At 37.5% G+C, this 16,251-nt stretch carries 16 protein-coding genes; 5 read left to right on the plus strand and 11 right to left on the minus strand.

The window, feature by feature from the left end:
• Positions 1-53 precede the first annotated feature (53 nt).
• Positions 54-641 carry a MepB family protein gene (locus ACNSN3_RS07155; protein ID WP_418608918.1) on the minus strand — a complete coding sequence of 196 codons (588 nt, stop codon included), beginning with the start codon at positions 639-641 and terminating at the stop codon, positions 54-56.
• A 128-nt stretch (positions 642-769) separates the two neighbouring features.
• Between ACNSN3_RS07155 and msrA the strand changes: the two genes are divergently transcribed.
• Positions 770-1,366, plus strand: a complete 597-nt coding sequence (msrA, locus tag ACNSN3_RS07160) for a peptide-methionine (S)-S-oxide reductase MsrA (protein ID WP_418608919.1) — start codon at positions 770-772, stop codon at positions 1,364-1,366.
• Between the two features lie 140 nt (positions 1,367-1,506).
• Here msrA and ACNSN3_RS07165 read toward each other — a convergent pair whose 3' ends face one another.
• On the minus strand, positions 1,507-1,671 hold the full coding sequence (locus tag ACNSN3_RS07165; RefSeq protein ID WP_418608920.1) for a hypothetical protein: 165 nt from the start codon (positions 1,669-1,671) through the stop codon (positions 1,507-1,509).
• Between the two features lie 395 nt (positions 1,672-2,066).
• On the opposite strand from ACNSN3_RS07165, the gene ACNSN3_RS07170 reads away from it, so the two are divergent.
• The 3 genes from ACNSN3_RS07170 to ACNSN3_RS07180 all read left to right on the plus strand — a co-directional run bounded on the left by ACNSN3_RS07170 (position 2,067) and on the right by ACNSN3_RS07180 (position 6,011).
• Positions 2,067-2,948, plus strand: a complete 882-nt coding sequence (locus tag ACNSN3_RS07170; RefSeq protein ID WP_010390037.1) for a LysR family transcriptional regulator — start codon at positions 2,067-2,069, stop codon at positions 2,946-2,948.
• A gap of 182 nt (positions 2,949-3,130) precedes the next feature.
• Positions 3,131-4,588, plus strand: a complete 1,458-nt coding sequence (locus ACNSN3_RS07175) for an aerolysin family beta-barrel pore-forming toxin (protein ID WP_418608922.1) — start codon at positions 3,131-3,133, stop codon at positions 4,586-4,588.
• Positions 4,589-4,817: 229 nt separating this feature from the next.
• Positions 4,818-6,011, plus strand: a complete 1,194-nt coding sequence (locus tag ACNSN3_RS07180) for an acetyl-CoA C-acyltransferase family protein (RefSeq protein ID WP_418608924.1) — start codon at positions 4,818-4,820, stop codon at positions 6,009-6,011.
• A 192-nt stretch (positions 6,012-6,203) separates the two neighbouring features.
• Here ACNSN3_RS07180 and ACNSN3_RS07185 read toward each other — a convergent pair whose 3' ends face one another.
• The 6 genes from ACNSN3_RS07185 to ACNSN3_RS07210 all read right to left on the minus strand — a co-directional run bounded on the left by ACNSN3_RS07185 (position 6,204) and on the right by ACNSN3_RS07210 (position 13,664).
• A complete protein-coding gene (locus ACNSN3_RS07185) occupies positions 6,204-8,822 on the minus strand; it encodes a family 20 glycosylhydrolase (protein WP_418608926.1) in 2,619 nt (872 codons plus the stop codon).
• Between the two features lie 286 nt (positions 8,823-9,108).
• Positions 9,109-9,417 (minus strand): DUF6419 family natural product biosynthesis protein, encoded by a 309-nt coding sequence (locus ACNSN3_RS07190; RefSeq protein ID WP_054200956.1) that lies wholly within the window; start codon positions 9,415-9,417, stop codon positions 9,109-9,111.
• Between the two features lie 122 nt (positions 9,418-9,539).
• Complete coding sequence (locus ACNSN3_RS07195; RefSeq protein WP_138594965.1) at positions 9,540-10,118, minus strand: cold shock domain-containing protein; 579 nt, start codon at positions 10,116-10,118, stop codon at positions 9,540-9,542.
• 150 nt (positions 10,119-10,268) lie between these two features.
• Positions 10,269-11,225, minus strand: coding sequence for a cyclase family protein (locus ACNSN3_RS07200; protein ID WP_418608929.1), 957 nt, complete (start codon positions 11,223-11,225; stop codon positions 10,269-10,271).
• A gap of 124 nt (positions 11,226-11,349) precedes the next feature.
• Positions 11,350-11,721, minus strand: a complete 372-nt coding sequence (locus ACNSN3_RS07205) for a hypothetical protein (RefSeq protein WP_054200959.1) — start codon at positions 11,719-11,721, stop codon at positions 11,350-11,352.
• A gap of 233 nt (positions 11,722-11,954) precedes the next feature.
• On the minus strand, positions 11,955-13,664 hold the full coding sequence (locus ACNSN3_RS07210) for an amidohydrolase (protein ID WP_418608931.1): 1,710 nt from the start codon (positions 13,662-13,664) through the stop codon (positions 11,955-11,957).
• Between the two features lie 190 nt (positions 13,665-13,854).
• Between ACNSN3_RS07210 and ACNSN3_RS07215 the strand changes: the two genes are divergently transcribed.
• Positions 13,855-14,217 (plus strand): hypothetical protein, encoded by a 363-nt coding sequence (locus tag ACNSN3_RS07215; RefSeq protein WP_131724684.1) that lies wholly within the window; start codon positions 13,855-13,857, stop codon positions 14,215-14,217.
• Positions 14,218-14,710: 493 nt separating this feature from the next.
• On the opposite strand, the gene ACNSN3_RS07220 is transcribed toward ACNSN3_RS07215, so the two are convergent.
• The 3 genes from ACNSN3_RS07220 to ACNSN3_RS07230 form a co-directional block, all read right to left on the minus strand.
• A complete protein-coding gene (locus ACNSN3_RS07220) occupies positions 14,711-14,944 on the minus strand; it encodes a hypothetical protein (RefSeq protein WP_418608933.1) in 234 nt (77 codons plus the stop codon).
• A gap of 166 nt (positions 14,945-15,110) precedes the next feature.
• Entirely contained in the window at positions 15,111-15,797 is a 687-nt protein-coding gene (locus tag ACNSN3_RS07225) for a DUF4386 domain-containing protein (protein WP_109874627.1), read from the minus strand.
• 130 nt (positions 15,798-15,927) lie between these two features.
• Complete coding sequence (locus ACNSN3_RS07230) at positions 15,928-16,230, minus strand: hypothetical protein (protein ID WP_418608935.1); 303 nt, start codon at positions 16,228-16,230, stop codon at positions 15,928-15,930.
• Positions 16,231-16,251 lie beyond the last annotated feature (21 nt).

The raw sequence follows: 16,251 nt of genomic DNA on the forward strand, positions 1-16,251 counted from the left end.
AGTAAACAACCCTATATAAAACAATGCTGGTAAAGTGACTTAATAGTTCAAATTTAAACAGCGTTAGCTAAAATTTTGTTTAACTTAGATAAATCAATTAATTTATTTTGATCTTGCTTTAAGAAATAATCGCATTGCCAACGCTGAGTAACTTTAGCAGAATTACTAAATGTGCCAGTCCCTTTTAAGGCTCTGCTTTCGCTCCAAGGTGGAAACACTCTAAAAGCTGTTTTACTCTTAGTGTTTAAAGAGCTCACTATGCCTTTTTTTAGTAATACATTTACGGGGAACATGAACAAGCCTCGTTCAATATTTGTAACTTGGTTGTTCGTAGAAGTTAAACCTTCGCTGGTAACTTCTACGAGTAAATAATCAAACTCATCATTTAACGGAATTGGCTTATTATTTCTACAATCCCCTGGGCGTTTCCATAGTGCTAAAAAAGCGCCAGGTCTGTCGGGTGTAACTTTAGCCTTTCTGTAAATTATGCGTTTTTGGTTTAAAGTAAATGCATAGCCATGGTATTGGGCATTGTGGTCATGAGAAACGAGTTCATCAGCGCTTGGCAGTTTATAGCCTAAAGAAGCAAAACTGGTTTGCAAAAGTGTGGTTAATTCATTACGCGAATTACTGGTTTCCATTTATAGAGTCCATTTTATATAAAGCGAGTTTAAAACAAGTTACCTGCTACACAATGAAAGAGTATTTACAGTTAGCGGGTCTACTATAACAAGCATTTACGCACTCACACACTAGGTGGATAATTTTTATGAAAAAAACACTCGTATTTGCAGTCACTTCTGCCGTACTTTTGACTAGCTCATTTGCTCACGCTAAAACCGAACAAGCTATTTTAGCAGGAGGCTGTTTTTGGTGTATGGAAAGTGACTTTGAAAAACTCGAAGGTGTAACCGATGTGCTCTCAGGCTTTACTGGCGGTGAAATTAAAAATCCTACTTACAATGGTAATCATCGCGGCCATTACGAAGCCGTTCTGGTTACCTACAACACTGACGTATTAAGCTATCAAGATATTTTAAACCATTACTGGGTTAACATTGATCCTTTTGACGCCAAAGGCCAGTTCTGCGATAAAGGCCCAAGCTACCGTAGCGCAATTTTTGTAGCTAATGAGGAACAGCGAAAGCTAGCTCAAAAATCTAAACAAGCCGTTATTAGTGAGTTTACTAAGCAAACAGTGGTAACCCCTATTCTTGATGCGAAAACCTTTTACCCGATAAAGGGCAAAGAAAGTTATCATCAAGATTACTATAAAAATAACCCTATTCGTTATAATACCTATCGCTGGCGCTGTGGTCGTGATAGCCGCCTAGAAGACATTTGGGGCGATAGAGTTACCCACTAAGTTTATAAAACTATAAAGGCTGCAAAAAATGCAGCCTTTCTAATATTTAAGCAAAGTAATAGCAGACTAATTATTTATTCTATGCTCAAAGCTGCAAGCCCACTTAAACAATTTATTTTTCAAGACGGTTAAATAGCTTTCTACAATGACGATTTCTTTTTTATAGGAAATACCATAAACGCCATTTCAAAAACAAAGCCCGCAATAATAAAAATAAATAAGCCAGTAGTGCTACCATACGAATAACAAGCAATAGCGGCAATAATTAATGCAGCTAAAATCAACCATTTTATAAATATATTCATCTTTAATACCTTCGGTTCTGTTGATTTATCATGGCAAATTCCACTTAGGTAATCAGATCCTATGCATCATGATTATTCACCAAAAAAGTGTGTCTAGCGTAATTACTAGCTTATTGTTTGTCTATTAAAACGTTATAGTAAAATGTTACACATTGTTTCTACTGAGTTTTTATTTTCAAAAAAGCGCTATTTGTAGAATCTCTAATTACTAATACATCAAGTAAGTACATCCTCAATCACAATAATTTATTAAATATTCTAATACAAAGGTAAAATTTTTGTTGCCACAAAAGGGACTAATGGGTACTTTAAATAAATGATTAGTTTTATGAATCTAACCAATAATTAAGTACTAAATACGATTTTATACCTCAAATTTATACAGGAGATTTACCTTGCTTGATATAATCGCGCTTTTCATAAAAGTAAATGATTACAAAACATTTAATGAAGCGTCAGTAAAGTTAAATATTCCTTTACCCACTTTACAAAGAAAAATAAAAAAACTTGAAGAAGACTTATCTTTAGCGTTGTTTTATCGTGAAAAAGGAAGTTTGCGATTAACAGAGCCAGGAAAGAGCTTTTATAGCCATTGCTTAGCTCACGTAGAGGGTTTACAAAGTACGCTGTGCAATTTTAAGAACTCTAGTGAAAATAAAGTGAGTAAAATTAAATTAATAGCGCCGCAAAACTTTATAAAGAGTGTGTACTTCTCAGGCGTTATAAATCAATTCACCCTACTTTATCCAAATATTAAAATTCATATGATGCTATCAGATGAACGCCTTGATTTAAAAGCCACCGAGTTTGATTTAGCTATTAGAATCGGAAAATTAGATAGCTCACAAAATATATGTAAAGTCATTAACCAAATGAGCTTTGTTTTAGCTTGCTCATCGAGTTTAATTGAGCAATATGGCATACCAAGTAATTTTGACGATTTAGCTAAACTCCCCCACATATCGTGCTCGCCATTCGAAAATTGGTCTTTTAAAGCAAATAAAAATGAAAAAGTAATTTTCAAACCTCAACCCAACTTTATTTCCAACGATATAGAAATGTGTGCCTTAGCTGCCATTGAAGGAAGAGGTGTTTATTATGGTCCAAAATATTGTTTATTACCGCATATAAAAGACGAAAGTTTGGTTGAAGTATTAACGCAATTCAAACCTATTAAACGAGATGTAAACTTGATATGGCCTGATAAATTAATCCCAAAAAGCACACGCTATCTAATCGATTTTTTAGAGTACTCTCTCAAGGGGGTAAAAATGTAGCTACAATAGCACTATAGTCTTAATGAATTTTTGTAATATTTAAGCAACTAATATTTTTGAAAAACCAACTTTCATTTAACACTCTATAAAAATATAGCGAGTTCTTTAGAATCAAAATCGGTCCAAAATTAGATTATTTAATTAGGGCCTAATTAAAATATGATTTTAAAGGATGTAACTTAATGAAAAAAATAATACCTCTATTGCTGTTGTCACACACAAGTTTTGTAAGTGCTAATACAACTGCAATTTATCCAGATCAACTTAAAAATGAAAGCTTAGGTGCTGGAGTTTGCTCAGCTGATAATAGACTAATTACAAAGGCTGAAGCGCAAACCTACAGAAACGAACTTACTAACAAAATGGGTAAGTGGCAAATAACGGGATTAGCTAATGGCTGGGTTATTATGGGCTCTGGCTACGCAGGTGAAATAAAACAAGGGTCTGCTGTAAATTCTTGGTGCTACCCTAACGATCCTATTAATGAGATCCCTAAATTAAGCTCCGTAAAAGTAGCGCCTGGCAGTCAAAGCCAAATTGAATGGGACTTAGTAAACCAAAAAGAGGATTTTATAAAACCCCTTTCATATCTTGCTCACACAATGGGTTTTGCGTGGGTTGGTGGAAATCGCTCAAGCTATGTGGGTGATGACATGGAGGTATCTAAAGCGGGCTCTGGATGGAAAATACAAGGTTATAATGGGGGCAGCTGTGATGGTTATCGATGTGATGAAAAGTCAGCTATTACCGTATCTAACTTTGAATATGTGATGGATAACGAATCATATAAAATAACAGGTGATATTGTTGCTGCCGACAAAGAACTAATTAAAACGCTAACAGTCCCTGCAGTAAATGACACGTCAGCAGCTCAGATGTCAGTCGTTACCATTGAATACGATGCAGCTACTAATTGGTCTAAAACAAATGACTACAGTATTTCTGAGTCTGTTACATTATCCAATACATGGAAATCCCCTTCAGTTACTGGCGGATCAGACACTTCGTTATCGGTTACTATAGCAGCAGAGCAAGCATGGGGAACAAGTAACGGCGGCTCAGAAGCTGAACGTGTTGTTGTACAGGCAAGAACCAATGTACCAGCATTTACAAAGCTTAATGCAAAGGTCGATTTGTTTAAATCATCAATATCGTATCCTTATTCATTCGATGCTGATATTACTTACGATCTATCAATAAATGGCTTTATGCGTTGGGGAGGCAATGCTTTATTAAGCCATCCTGAAAACAGACCTAATGACACTGCTAATTTTGTAATAGGCCGTTGGGCAGGTAAAGAAAAGAGCATTGAGTATCAATGGGAACACCGCTATATACCAGGTGAGAATAAAAAATGGGATTGGCCTTGGATGATACAACAAACAAGCTTATCAACAATGCAATACTATTTAAGTCATGTTTTAAGACCTAAAAAAACAACCCTAACAGGCCACTTTTATGCACAAAGCCAATTTGCTGGTAGCGTTTATTTTGGTGATGAAACCCCACTTGTCACTAACCAAAGAAGTAAGCGAAGTGTTTCAGCTAGTGATTACTCAAGTGCAGAAAAGTTAAAAAAAGAGTTTGAAGATGCTGGTTTTAAAAATGTAGTTGTTAATATTGAAATGATTGATTTATAAATCCCCGTGGGCTCTCATAACGAGAGCCCTATTTTATAAATTTACACAAAAATATAATTATCACACGCCTATTTTACTTTCACTTTATTATAAAACACGTACAGCTCAACCCAACCTCGCCTTTAGTTTATTTAAACGTTATGCTTTGATGTTAATAGAAGTATTGATCTCCTTTGTCTATTAAACATATTTCAGCAAAAGTGATTATAAAAATAATAAGAGAACAGCAATGACACAAAATACAAACAACAGCGTAGTAATACTCAGTGCGGTTCGTACCGCAATTGGTGGCTTTGGTGGCAGCCTTAAAGATTTTAGCCCCGCTGAGCTTGGCACACTGTGCGCAAAAGAAGCCCTAACTCGGTCTAAGCTTACCCCTGACCAAGTTGGTTCATGTGTGGTAGGCAAAGTTATTCATAACGGCCCTAAAGATGCTTACCTATCAAGGGTCATTGGACTAGATGCTGGGTTACCTATAAGCAGCCACGCTGTAACGCTTAATCGCTTATGTGGTTCAGGACTTGAAGCAATCATACAAGCGGCACAACAAATTCAATTAGGTGATGTAGATGCAGCCCTTGCTGGAGGAGCAGAAAGCATGAGTAGCTCTGCCTATACCCTCGAAAGTAATCGCTGGGGGCAAAAAATGGGTAATAGCACTATGGTCGATGAGCTCACCACGACCTTACAAGACCCATGGGATAATAACCCTATGGGAATAACTGCTGAAAACATCGCAGAAAAATATTCAATTAGCCGTCAGCAGCAAGATGAGTACGCAGCAAACAGCCATAATAAAGCTGCAAAAGCCATTGCTGCAGGTCATTTTAAAGAGCAGATTGTGCCTGTAGAAATCAAGTCGCGAAAAGGGACGCACATTTTTGACACCGACGAACATGTTCGCGCCGATACCACAGCCGATAAACTTGCATCTTTAAAGCCCTACTTTAAAAAAGATGGCACCGTTACCGCAGCAAGCTCATCAGGTATAAACGATGGTGCAGCCATGTTGGTACTTATGTCAGAGCAAAAAGCAAATGACCAAGGCTTAAAACCGCTCGCTCGTTTAGTGGGTTATGCCAGAGCAGGCGTTGATCCTACTTTAATGGGTATCGGCCCTATTCCTGCAGTACAACAGGTATTTGAAAAAACCGGCTTAACCATCGACGATATGGATGTGATTGAGTCTAACGAGGCCTTTGCAGTACAAGCACTGTGCGTTGCTAACGAGTTAAACTTTCCTGCGCATAAGGTAAACCCGAATGGCGGCGCAATTGCGTTAGGGCACCCTGTTGGCGCAACGGGCGCCATACTAACCACCAAATGCTTGTACGAACTAAAACGAATTAATGGCAAATATGGGCTAGTCACAATGTGTATTGGTGGTGGGCAAGGCATTGCGGCTATTTTTGAGGTGCTTTAGTTTTTGACCTCATTAGGTTTAAACATAAGGGCTTAATTCACTAGGAGAACTAACAGACGCTTTGCTTTTAGAGGAAAAAAATGTGAAAGGCTATTTTACACATTTCCTTTCTTGCATTTTTCTTTGTTTCGATACCTCCTCTTTAGCGTATTCATAAAATAAAAGGGCAGTTTAAAACCGCCCCTTTTATTTTTAATTTACTTTCGTTTCTCGGCTATAGCGACCATCAATAGCTATAGTGCGCAATAAAACATCTCCAGCTACTGAAACCTTTTTAGTGTATTCTTGCCAGCTATCTCCATTATCTTCACTGTATTGAATTACCATTTCAGGTAAGTCAACGTTAGCTTCGAGCTTACCATTAACTATTTGACCACCGGGTACTGGTAAGTAATATTCCACGTCATCTTGTGTAAGTCGACCAAACTCTTTGTGTACCAACACACTGGCAAACTGCGCCCAAGATTTTGCTTGTTGCTCACTATCATTGTTACTTTCCCAGGCTGCCTTATGCCAAGCTCTTTGCGCCAGAGCAATCAACCTTGGGTATACCATTTCATTTAGTTGGCTAGGTGTTCTAATTGTTTCGCTCCACACTTGCCCTTGCATTCCAAGAATGTTCTCTGGCTTTTTAAGCGCCATTAATTCTCGGCCAACTTTCGCCTCAAGATTCACAATAGGCGCACCATTGAGCATAAAGTCGGCATTTGCATAAAGGTTATCTGGCTTAAAGCCAAATACTTTTTTAGTATTAGTATAACGAGAAGCCCAGTAATAACCGCGTTCTTGAGGGTGTGCTTCATATGGGTGATCAAAGTATAAATGCGTTGCTGAAGATAAAATCACTTTATAATCTTCATTTGCCAACCTATAAGCTCTATCGGCCACTCCAAATTCCCAAATGTTATCCCATGCGTTTACCATAACCTCATTGTCACCATACAACTTGCGATTAAATGGCGTGATCGCATCAGACATCATGCCATCTTCCCATGCCCCCATGCTGATCCCTTTTTTATTTAGAATTTCAGCAACTCGAGCTGTAAAGTAAGGTTTAAGGTCGTTAACCCCGGCAACACCATTATCTACTTGGTTAAATAGCACTTTGCAAGCATCTGACTCAGTCCAAGAACCACGCCCGACTTCGTCGCCGCCTATATGGAGCTTAGTTATTTTAAGCCCAGCTTCACGATACATTTGTTCAAATTCGTAAACGATCTTATCAACAAAACGATAGGTTGAATCAAGGCACACATTAACAGAGTTATCTGTATAATTTTGTACTGTTAAATATTCAGACGTATCACCCTGCTCAGAGAGTAAAAACGCGTTTGCTTGCTTCGGCTTACCCTCTGCCATAAGTTTATTGTATCTGCCTTCCATTGATTTAATTGCTGCTCGGGCATGGCCAGGCATATCAACTTCAGGAATAATCTCAATATGGCGAGCTGCAGCGTATTTTAGAATTTCAACAAAATCATCTTTACTATAAAAACCATTGCCCACTCCTTCACTACTTGGGCCAGTACCCAACTGAGTGAGCAAACAATTTTGTTCACTTAAATCAAAGCAGCGTTTTCCACCTATCTCAGTGAGTTCTGGTAAATCAGGAATTTCGACACGCCACCCCTCATCATCGGTCAAATGCAGGTGTAACTTATTCAGTTTATACCTTCCCATTTGCTCTATCAGTTGCAACGTAACCTTTTTAGAATGAAAATTACGCGCCATATCATAATGCATACCTCGCCAAGTAAAGCGCGGGCTATCTTTCACTTGTAGCAGCGGTAAATTTACTTTACCGCTTTTCTGTGTTTTTGAATTAGCAGGAATAAGTGCAAGTAAACTCTCAATGCCATAATAGGCACCCGCATTATCAGAGCCAATAATCACTATGTTGTCGTTACTAATAGCTAATTGGTAGCTCTCAGCTTTGCCATTTTCAATACTCGGGTCTACTTTAATTTCAATAAGCGATTTACCGGGCTGGCTAATATGATTCGCTTTAGCATCTAGCTTTATACTCGTGTTTGCCTGAAATTCATCTGCTAAATATTTACCTTCACTAGATAAACGGCCAGCGTAACTAATTGCCCATTGCTCATCAATAACAACTTTGCCACCAAGTTCTTTAACATCAATTGGCGTAGGAATAATTTTAGTTTGAGCTTGTTCTACTGATAATGCATGCACTTTCATCGCTTTATCTTGGCGGTTTCTATCAAAACGTCGCTTTGCATTCGCAATGGGGAACAAGTCTGTTGGGTTACTGTATCGCAGCAATTGTTTGTCTTTAACAAACGGTTTTACATAATCTTTAGCATTACCTGTTGCGGTATTTGCGAACGTAGCCGCTTTTAACTCACCATTTTCATCCGGGCTTACAATAAATGCATTGGGCATAAAGTCGCTATCGCTAACTATCCAAACCTTGCCATTAACAAGTAACTCTAACGACTCATTAACTGCCAGCCCTCTAAACTCCTTTGTTGGGGTTATTCTATGTAAATCACCCATTACATGCTCAACCAACAACCCTTTTGTAATTGTTTTATCAAGTAGTCGGATATAGTGAATATAAATTTGCCAATCACTCTTTCCAGCCGGCAGAGCCACAGTTGAGTTATTAGTGATAGCAATACCGGCTTGGTGCTTGCCCTCGCCCTGATCAAAATTATCTTTTGTTTCAAAGACTAGTTTGGCGTTATCAGCAAAGTTAGCTAAGTTAGTTTGCAACAATTGTGCATTCGCACTCATTGACAAGGTTGATAATAGCAATAACGCAGTTAACCTCTTAATTGTTAACTTCATAAATTCTCCAAAAATTAAATTGCTATGCTTTAAGTCCATGTTATGACGTCAAAGCTATTAAGCTCTAAGAGCTTGCGTTGTTATTGTTTTTTAATTAGCTGTTGTTTTTATGTACAAAATGACACTACCCACTTATGACAACGCTGTCAAATCTATTAGATGGTTACTCTTATATGACTCAAATTGCTTATCTCTGTTAAAAAGAGCTTTTAAAAAACGATGAGGAATGTGAATAGAAAAAGGAAAACAATAAAAAGCTTGCCTCAAACGTTGGCAAGCCATTCGTCTACAAAACGTGTTTTGAAATTAATTTTCTTACGCCTAATAAAACACCACCAAATGAGATTAAAAATAATATTGGTAAAAACAGTAATGTTTGGGTGTTGCCTATATCTGTAGCTGGGCTGCCAATAACTGCAAGCGTATTAATTAACAGCAGTATTAAGCTTGATTGCAGATAGCCCTTGTAACCTATAGCCCCTGCAAACAACAGCATAATAAATGAACCTGATATTGCAGGCGTAAAAGGTGCCGCAGCGAGTAACATACAAACAAACGAAAATATAACAGCACATCCAATTATTACTTTAAACATAACAACCTCCTTGATAAATGGCTTTAAATCCACCAGCTATTTATAACTGTATTACTAAAAATCGTATTCCCCCTAAGGGCCCAAAACTAATTTTTAGTTTATTAAGAACCTCAATATAAAAACTACCTATTCCCAAACTGCCGTTCACAGGGCTCTCCGTCTTTATCACCGTCCATTTTAGTATTTGGGCAATGTTGAATAAAAAATAATGCCTCTGCATACGAGGTCATTTGGCTACAATGTTGGCGGCCATCACAGCGAAATGCTTGCTGTGTTTTAGTAAGTGAGTTTGAACTAGCGGGCATAAATGACTCTAAATTAGCGTTAGTCACTACAGGTGTTTGCTTGGTATTTAAAAAACCGGTTTTATACACGCTAAAGCCAATACTAACAATAATACCAAACGTTATGAGTTTCATTAAAGGTGAGTTCTTACCTGACGTTTTGCTTAATCTAACCGGCCTTGTTAAAGCTTTTATATGTGGCTGTGCAAGTACGCCCTCAATACGGCAATTCACAGCTTTAGTTTTACCGTTAGGCTCAGTCGCAACCTCAAAATAGATAATGTCACCCACTTTAGGTTTACGGCTCATATGTTTGAGCGATGATATATGTATAAAGGTATCGTGTTGGAGTGTGGTTGATTTAATAAAGCCAAAGCCTTTATCGTCATTCCACGATTTTAATAATCCTTTATTCATCCTTGAATCATCCATTTAATAGCTGTTAATTTTACAGCCTGTGCTTTATCATGATAAAGAAAAATACTCTTTGTGTATGTTTCTTATTTCAAAAAACGATACCACTGTATATAAAAACAGTAACCACTATTAACCTTACTCTTTATTCAACTATAAGTTACTTGTAAGTGCAAATACGCGTAATGCCGAGCCAGTGCCACCACGTATTTTAAGCGGCGGCACAATGGCAATAAACTCATAGACTTTTTCTTTTGCTAGCTCCTCAAGGAACAAGTTTTCTATTATGTAAATACCGTTATCTGCTAATAACATCATATGTACCGGAAAAACCTGAAATGAGGGTTCTGTAGCAATAGGTGGGCGTTTTTCAAAAGTAAGGGTGTCATTACCCACAACACTTGCACCAGCCTTTATTAAAAACTGTGCACCACTTACACCAACGCCTGCGGCATGTTCTGCAATATATTGCTGTGGGCTATTAGCAAAATATTGCCCCCACCCCGTTCTAATAAACACAGTGTCGCCTTTTTTAATTTTTACACCTTGCGATTTTGCTGTTCTTTTTAAATGTGACGCCGTTATGTCAAAATCTGCAGCCAATGGGGTATCGTCACCGTTAATAAAGCGAGCCACATCAAGTAATACCGTTCGGTTACTCAATAATTTTACAGGATAATGATCAATTCCTAAGTCACTCCCTACACCACTGCGTCCTATTCCTCTGCGATCATTGGTCGCTTGCGCCGCATCTACTCCACCATACAGTAAACCATCTCGACCAATATGACCTAACGCATCAATAGTTGGACCTCCATGGTGACCACTCCATTGCATTATTTCTGAGGTGAATGAGAGCTGATTGTTATCACCAAATGTACCACGTGTATCAGCATGGGTTGCATTAAGTGCCATTGAGTATTTTGGGTTAACGGACGCTATTGGGGAATTTTCATCCCAATTATGAGACAGGTCATAGGTTTTGGCATGACTGACAAGAGTAATAAACTCTTCAGTTTGCTTAGATTTACTTAATTCTTTGCTATTGGTCGCTAAGCTCGAACAACTAATTAAAAAAAACATAAACGACATCAACATTGCCAGTTTCATCGTATCTCCTTATCTGTATATGTTTAACACGCTATCCAAAAAAATAGCGACTAAAATAAGCCGCTACATGCATTCTCACAATAAATACTGATCTATATTGTTCTTCTATTATAAGCGATGATTACTAATGACCTGTTTCATAGCTCATACGAGACGTATTTGTCGTTTCATAGGTCCCATCTTTATACAAAATTAAAGCAGATGCACTATAGCTTCTGTAAGCTCTTACAGTCATATTACACGAAGTTCCACCTGTGCAAGATGCATCGCCTTGCCAAATTACCTTGTTAATCGGTTTTGAAATATTCTGTAAATAGTACTTTCCTGTAGTCTGGTTACCAAAACTAAAATCTACGGTAAAGCAGTTTGCTCTTCCATTCATTGAGTTTCCACCCGAGCCATTTGGATATACATCGCAAACAAGATCAGTTGCAAAAGCAGAGTTAGCTGTAAGCGCAGCACCACAAATAAATAGTGTTTTTAGTACATTTTTCATTTTCAATCCTTAAATTTGATTATTATTAGCTCAATCGAGCATTTAAAAATTAGCATATGAAATTAAAAAGTAAACAAAAAAGGTACAAAATTTTACAAAGAATTAACCATTAGACGTTTTATAAATATTCATTAAATCTCAAACTTCACTGTTGCACCTCAAGGCTGAGGTTTAATACGACGGCGACTAAAGCCGTCGTATAGTTAAGCGTTAAAATTGTTTCATGTTGTATATCAATTTGAATATACAACATGACCTTCTTTAATACTTTGCACTATTTTTATATCCTTAATGGTCAGTGGTTCCACTTTTAAAGGGTTGTTACTTAAAATGACGAAATCCGCGAGCTTTCCCTCAGCTAGCGTACCTTTACTCGTTTCTTCAAAGTATTGAATAGCAGCCCATTGTGTTAAAGTTTTTAACCCTTCATAAGGCGTTAAACGTTGATCCGGCCCCAATACTTTACCCGAACGTGTAATACGATTAACCGTTGCATCGAGCACTCGCATTGAATTTGGAAATGTCACAGGGGCATCATGGTGAGAAGTAACCGTTAAACCAGCTTCAACTACATCTCGTGATGGCGAAATATAATCTGCCCTTGGGTGCCCCAAAACAGACTCTACATGCCAATCGCCCCAGTAAAAAGTGTGCATAGGAAACAACGATGGGAAGATCCCTAAATCTACTAAATCCGGGATTTGATCTTTACGTAAAGTCTGGCCGTGAATCATCACGCTACGGTGATCATCATACCCATAACTTTTTTTAGCCACTTTAATAGCTTTAATATATTGATCAATCGCGGCATCACCATTGGTGTGAGCAATAATCTGCCATTTGTTTTTAAACGCAGTGTTTATATGTTTAATGGCCACCTCATCACTCATGATAGGATAACCTTTATAGTCCAGCGGTTTACCCTCAGGCGGCGTATGATAATGTGATGATAACCAAGCCGTTTTTCCTTGTGGTGAACCATCTAAAGTTAATTTAACACCCCCTATTCGGTATCGATTAACATAACTGCGATCTGATTTATAAAATTTGGCTTTAACAGCTGACTTATTCCAAACAATGTCAGGGTATGAAACAACATCAATGAATAGCGATTTTTCACGAGCTGCTCTTTCTAATGCCGAAGTCGCATCCGCTGTGGTGCGGCCATCTTGAGCTGTTAAATATCCATTTTTAGCATACTCCACCTGAGCAAGCTCAATGGACCTCTGTTGTACTTCAGCATCAGATTTAGTGGCAACAATAGGCAGTAATAGATTAAAAAAAGCCGCTTCTTCAAGCACGCCATTAGGACTATTATCGGCCAAACGTCTAATTACACCGCCTTTGGGGTCTTTGGTATCCTTTGTGTAGCCACCCACTTCTAGAGCTTTAGAATTGACACTTGCTAGATGACCCGATTGATGCATTATAAGCACTGGGTATTTAGACGAAATTTTATCTAGAACATCTTTAGTTGGATGTTGTTTTTCGCTAAGCTGCGAATCGTCATATCCATTAGCTAACACCCAACCAAATTTTCCGATAATGAATTTCCCTTCAGCAGACTCCATCCACTTTTTGGTTGTTGTCACTAAACTATTAAAATTTGCACCGGGGCCATCGGGAGGAGGTAATAAATTTGCCAATTGCGCAATTAAACCCGTATTGTACATATGGCTATGGGCATCCAAAAAACCGGGTAAAAGTGTTTTCCCTTGAAGGTCTTTGTTTTGTAGATTGTCAAACTTTTCTCTGGCCTTCGCTAAGCTGCCAAGGTAAACAATCCGCCCTTCTGACTCAACTAAAGCTTCCTCATAATGCGGCTTTTCTCCTTCCATAGTGAGAATATCTCCGCCGTAATAAAGAACCGGATCAGCTGCTAGCGCGCTTGTTCCAAAACAAAATAATACTGATGGTAATAAAAAACGTAATCGCTTTGTCATGTTATCTTCCCTGTAAATATAGCTGTATTAAATTTAGCACATGATGTTTTAAACAAAAACATAAAGTGACACCCATAATTAATATATTAAAGCATCTCGTTTTAAATTAGTTAGTCCATTTCAAAATACACAGTTAGGTAACGTGATGAGCGGATTCTCAGCTTTATCACAAGCATCAGGAGGTTCAGCTATGAAAATACCTCAGTGTGAATCTCCTATTCTCACTATGAAGTCAGATAAATCAGTTAGCGGATGGAGTGAAAGAACAACGTTCTTCATATGTGTTGTTCAATATCAAACAGGTTATCAAGTTGATGTATACACCACATTCGAACAACAGTCTGGTGGGATCTCTGTCAATCAACTTAGTCAAAGCTTAGTTCGCTCAGTAGTTGGTGATACTAGCCAAAATATACCAAAAACTATGGCTCGATTAAAAGACTCACTCGCAGAACTAAATACTGAAACAAAAATAATCGACAGCTATATTCCAAGCAAATGGAAAGGTTTATTTGCAGACGATAGAAAGTCTTTAGAAGCTGAAACAGAGTAAATAATTTCACTAAATTAAAGTTCTTTCAAATAATGGAGTGATTAAGTACTCCATTATTTTTTTAAACTAATAACTACTCTAGCAAAATAATGAAGGATTTATCTGTGTGGCATAAGTTTTTCTTTGGTGAGTAAAATCGACTTCCATCATGATGATTTCTTTTTTATAGGAAACACCTTAAACCAAAACGCCATTTCAAAAACAAAGCCCGCAATAATAAAAAAAATAAACCAGTGTGCTACCATACGAATAACAAGCAATAGCGGCAATAATTAATGCAGCTAAAATCAACCATTTTATAAATACATTCATCTCTGTGTGGTTGATTTAATAAAGCCAAAGCCTTTATCGTCATTCCACGATTTTAATAATCCTTTGTTCATCCTTGAATCGTCCATTTAATAGCTGTTAATTTTACACCCGTTTTAAAAGAGGCTCAAAACCAAGCAAACCTAGCGAGCCCACCAACAACCGTAGTTTCCTTATTAACCCCTCATTTTGCAAAAAAGCGTATTTTTGCTTCTTTTAATGTGCTTAAAAATACAGAAAAAGCACAAACACCACCACCAATAAATGCAATTTGAAAGCTAAACAGCGACGAAAAACTAAATTGCTGAGAATACATGTACTGCCCTAATAACTGTGCAAAGGTAGCCACACCTAAAATAATTAACAATGGGCACACAACTAGCGTAAACCAAAACCAAAAACGTCTAATACCTTTCATAAAAACTTCCTTTTACTTTAAATTTAACTTAGAAATTAATTATATAGTGAGCCACCAGCATTTTATTTTAAAAACAGCTTATAAGATTGCCGCATGAATTTGATGTCTAAAGTCAAGATTTGCCCCTTTGGTTCTACAGACCTCTTTGGTTCTACATTTGTCCTTGTTAGGCATGATTTTTATCAGGTTGGATGTTTATTCCTTTGATTAACAACCAAAGGCCAAACGTTATTTCAAAAAAAGCTCCCGGCATCATGAAGTAACTCAATACTTGAGGTGGATTAAGTAGAACAATATTTGAAAAACCATACACCACCATCGAAATATAAGTGAATAGTCCCCAAAGAACCAACCACTTAGGTACGTAATTGGAAACGTAGAACAAATACATGAAAATCGTGGCACCAATACCCATGATAATTAAAAGAACATCCCACATCGAGCCACTTATTTTCACAAATATGCTAGCTAATGTATGCAGCTGCTCATCTTGAAATACAGTTGAAAATTCTGGATTCTTTAAAACTGCTATCACTGCCAATGTAATGATTGTTGCGACAAAGCCGAGAAGCCCTTCTCCAAACCTGAAAAGTAGTGCCACGAGAGCAAAATTTTTGTTTATCGTTTTAGTAACTAAGTACTGTGCCCATGAAGCCCAAATAACCGCTATAAACATAATAATATCTATAGTTTGAGCAAGTCTGAACTTAATCTCAACCTCATCAAAGGCCCCAAAGTTGTATATACCTTGCTTAAATAGTAGTGAATTAAACATCCCTAAAATTATATAAATCAAGTACGCAGCACCTAAATGCTTAACATACAACTTAAATGATGAACCATTATTCCCCATTGATAATTATCCTGTGATTGCTGAGTGTTTAAATGCCTAACGCCGAGATAAAGGGCCGGAGCTGCACAGCAGTGGAGGTCCAGCCCTCAGGCCCTTTTGTGGGCGGTCTTTGATTACCTGGTTATATTTTTTAATTTTGAATGTTAGCATCCAAAATTTTCTTACATGCGACAAGCTGATTAAACAACTCTTCTGTAGAATACTCATATGCTCTTTGAGCTAGTGTGCTTTCAATTTGATTATAAACACTAAGGTTCTTGTTAAACTTGCTCTCTTCTTCCTTTGTCACAACCTTACGTACAATCATTTTTGAATACGTGTGAACACCAAAAGCTAATGGAATAACACGATGCTCTATAAACTGCCTAACAAGGTCATCATCGAATTCATTCGTATCAATTTCAGAAATCACCTTATCAAGATTGGCTTGCAATTCTTCTAGTGTTTATAGCCG

Origin of the sequence: Pseudoalteromonas sp. US3C1004 (assembly GCF_048401065.1) — a bacterium.
Lineage (GTDB): Bacteria > Pseudomonadota > Gammaproteobacteria > Enterobacterales > Alteromonadaceae > Pseudoalteromonas > Pseudoalteromonas undina.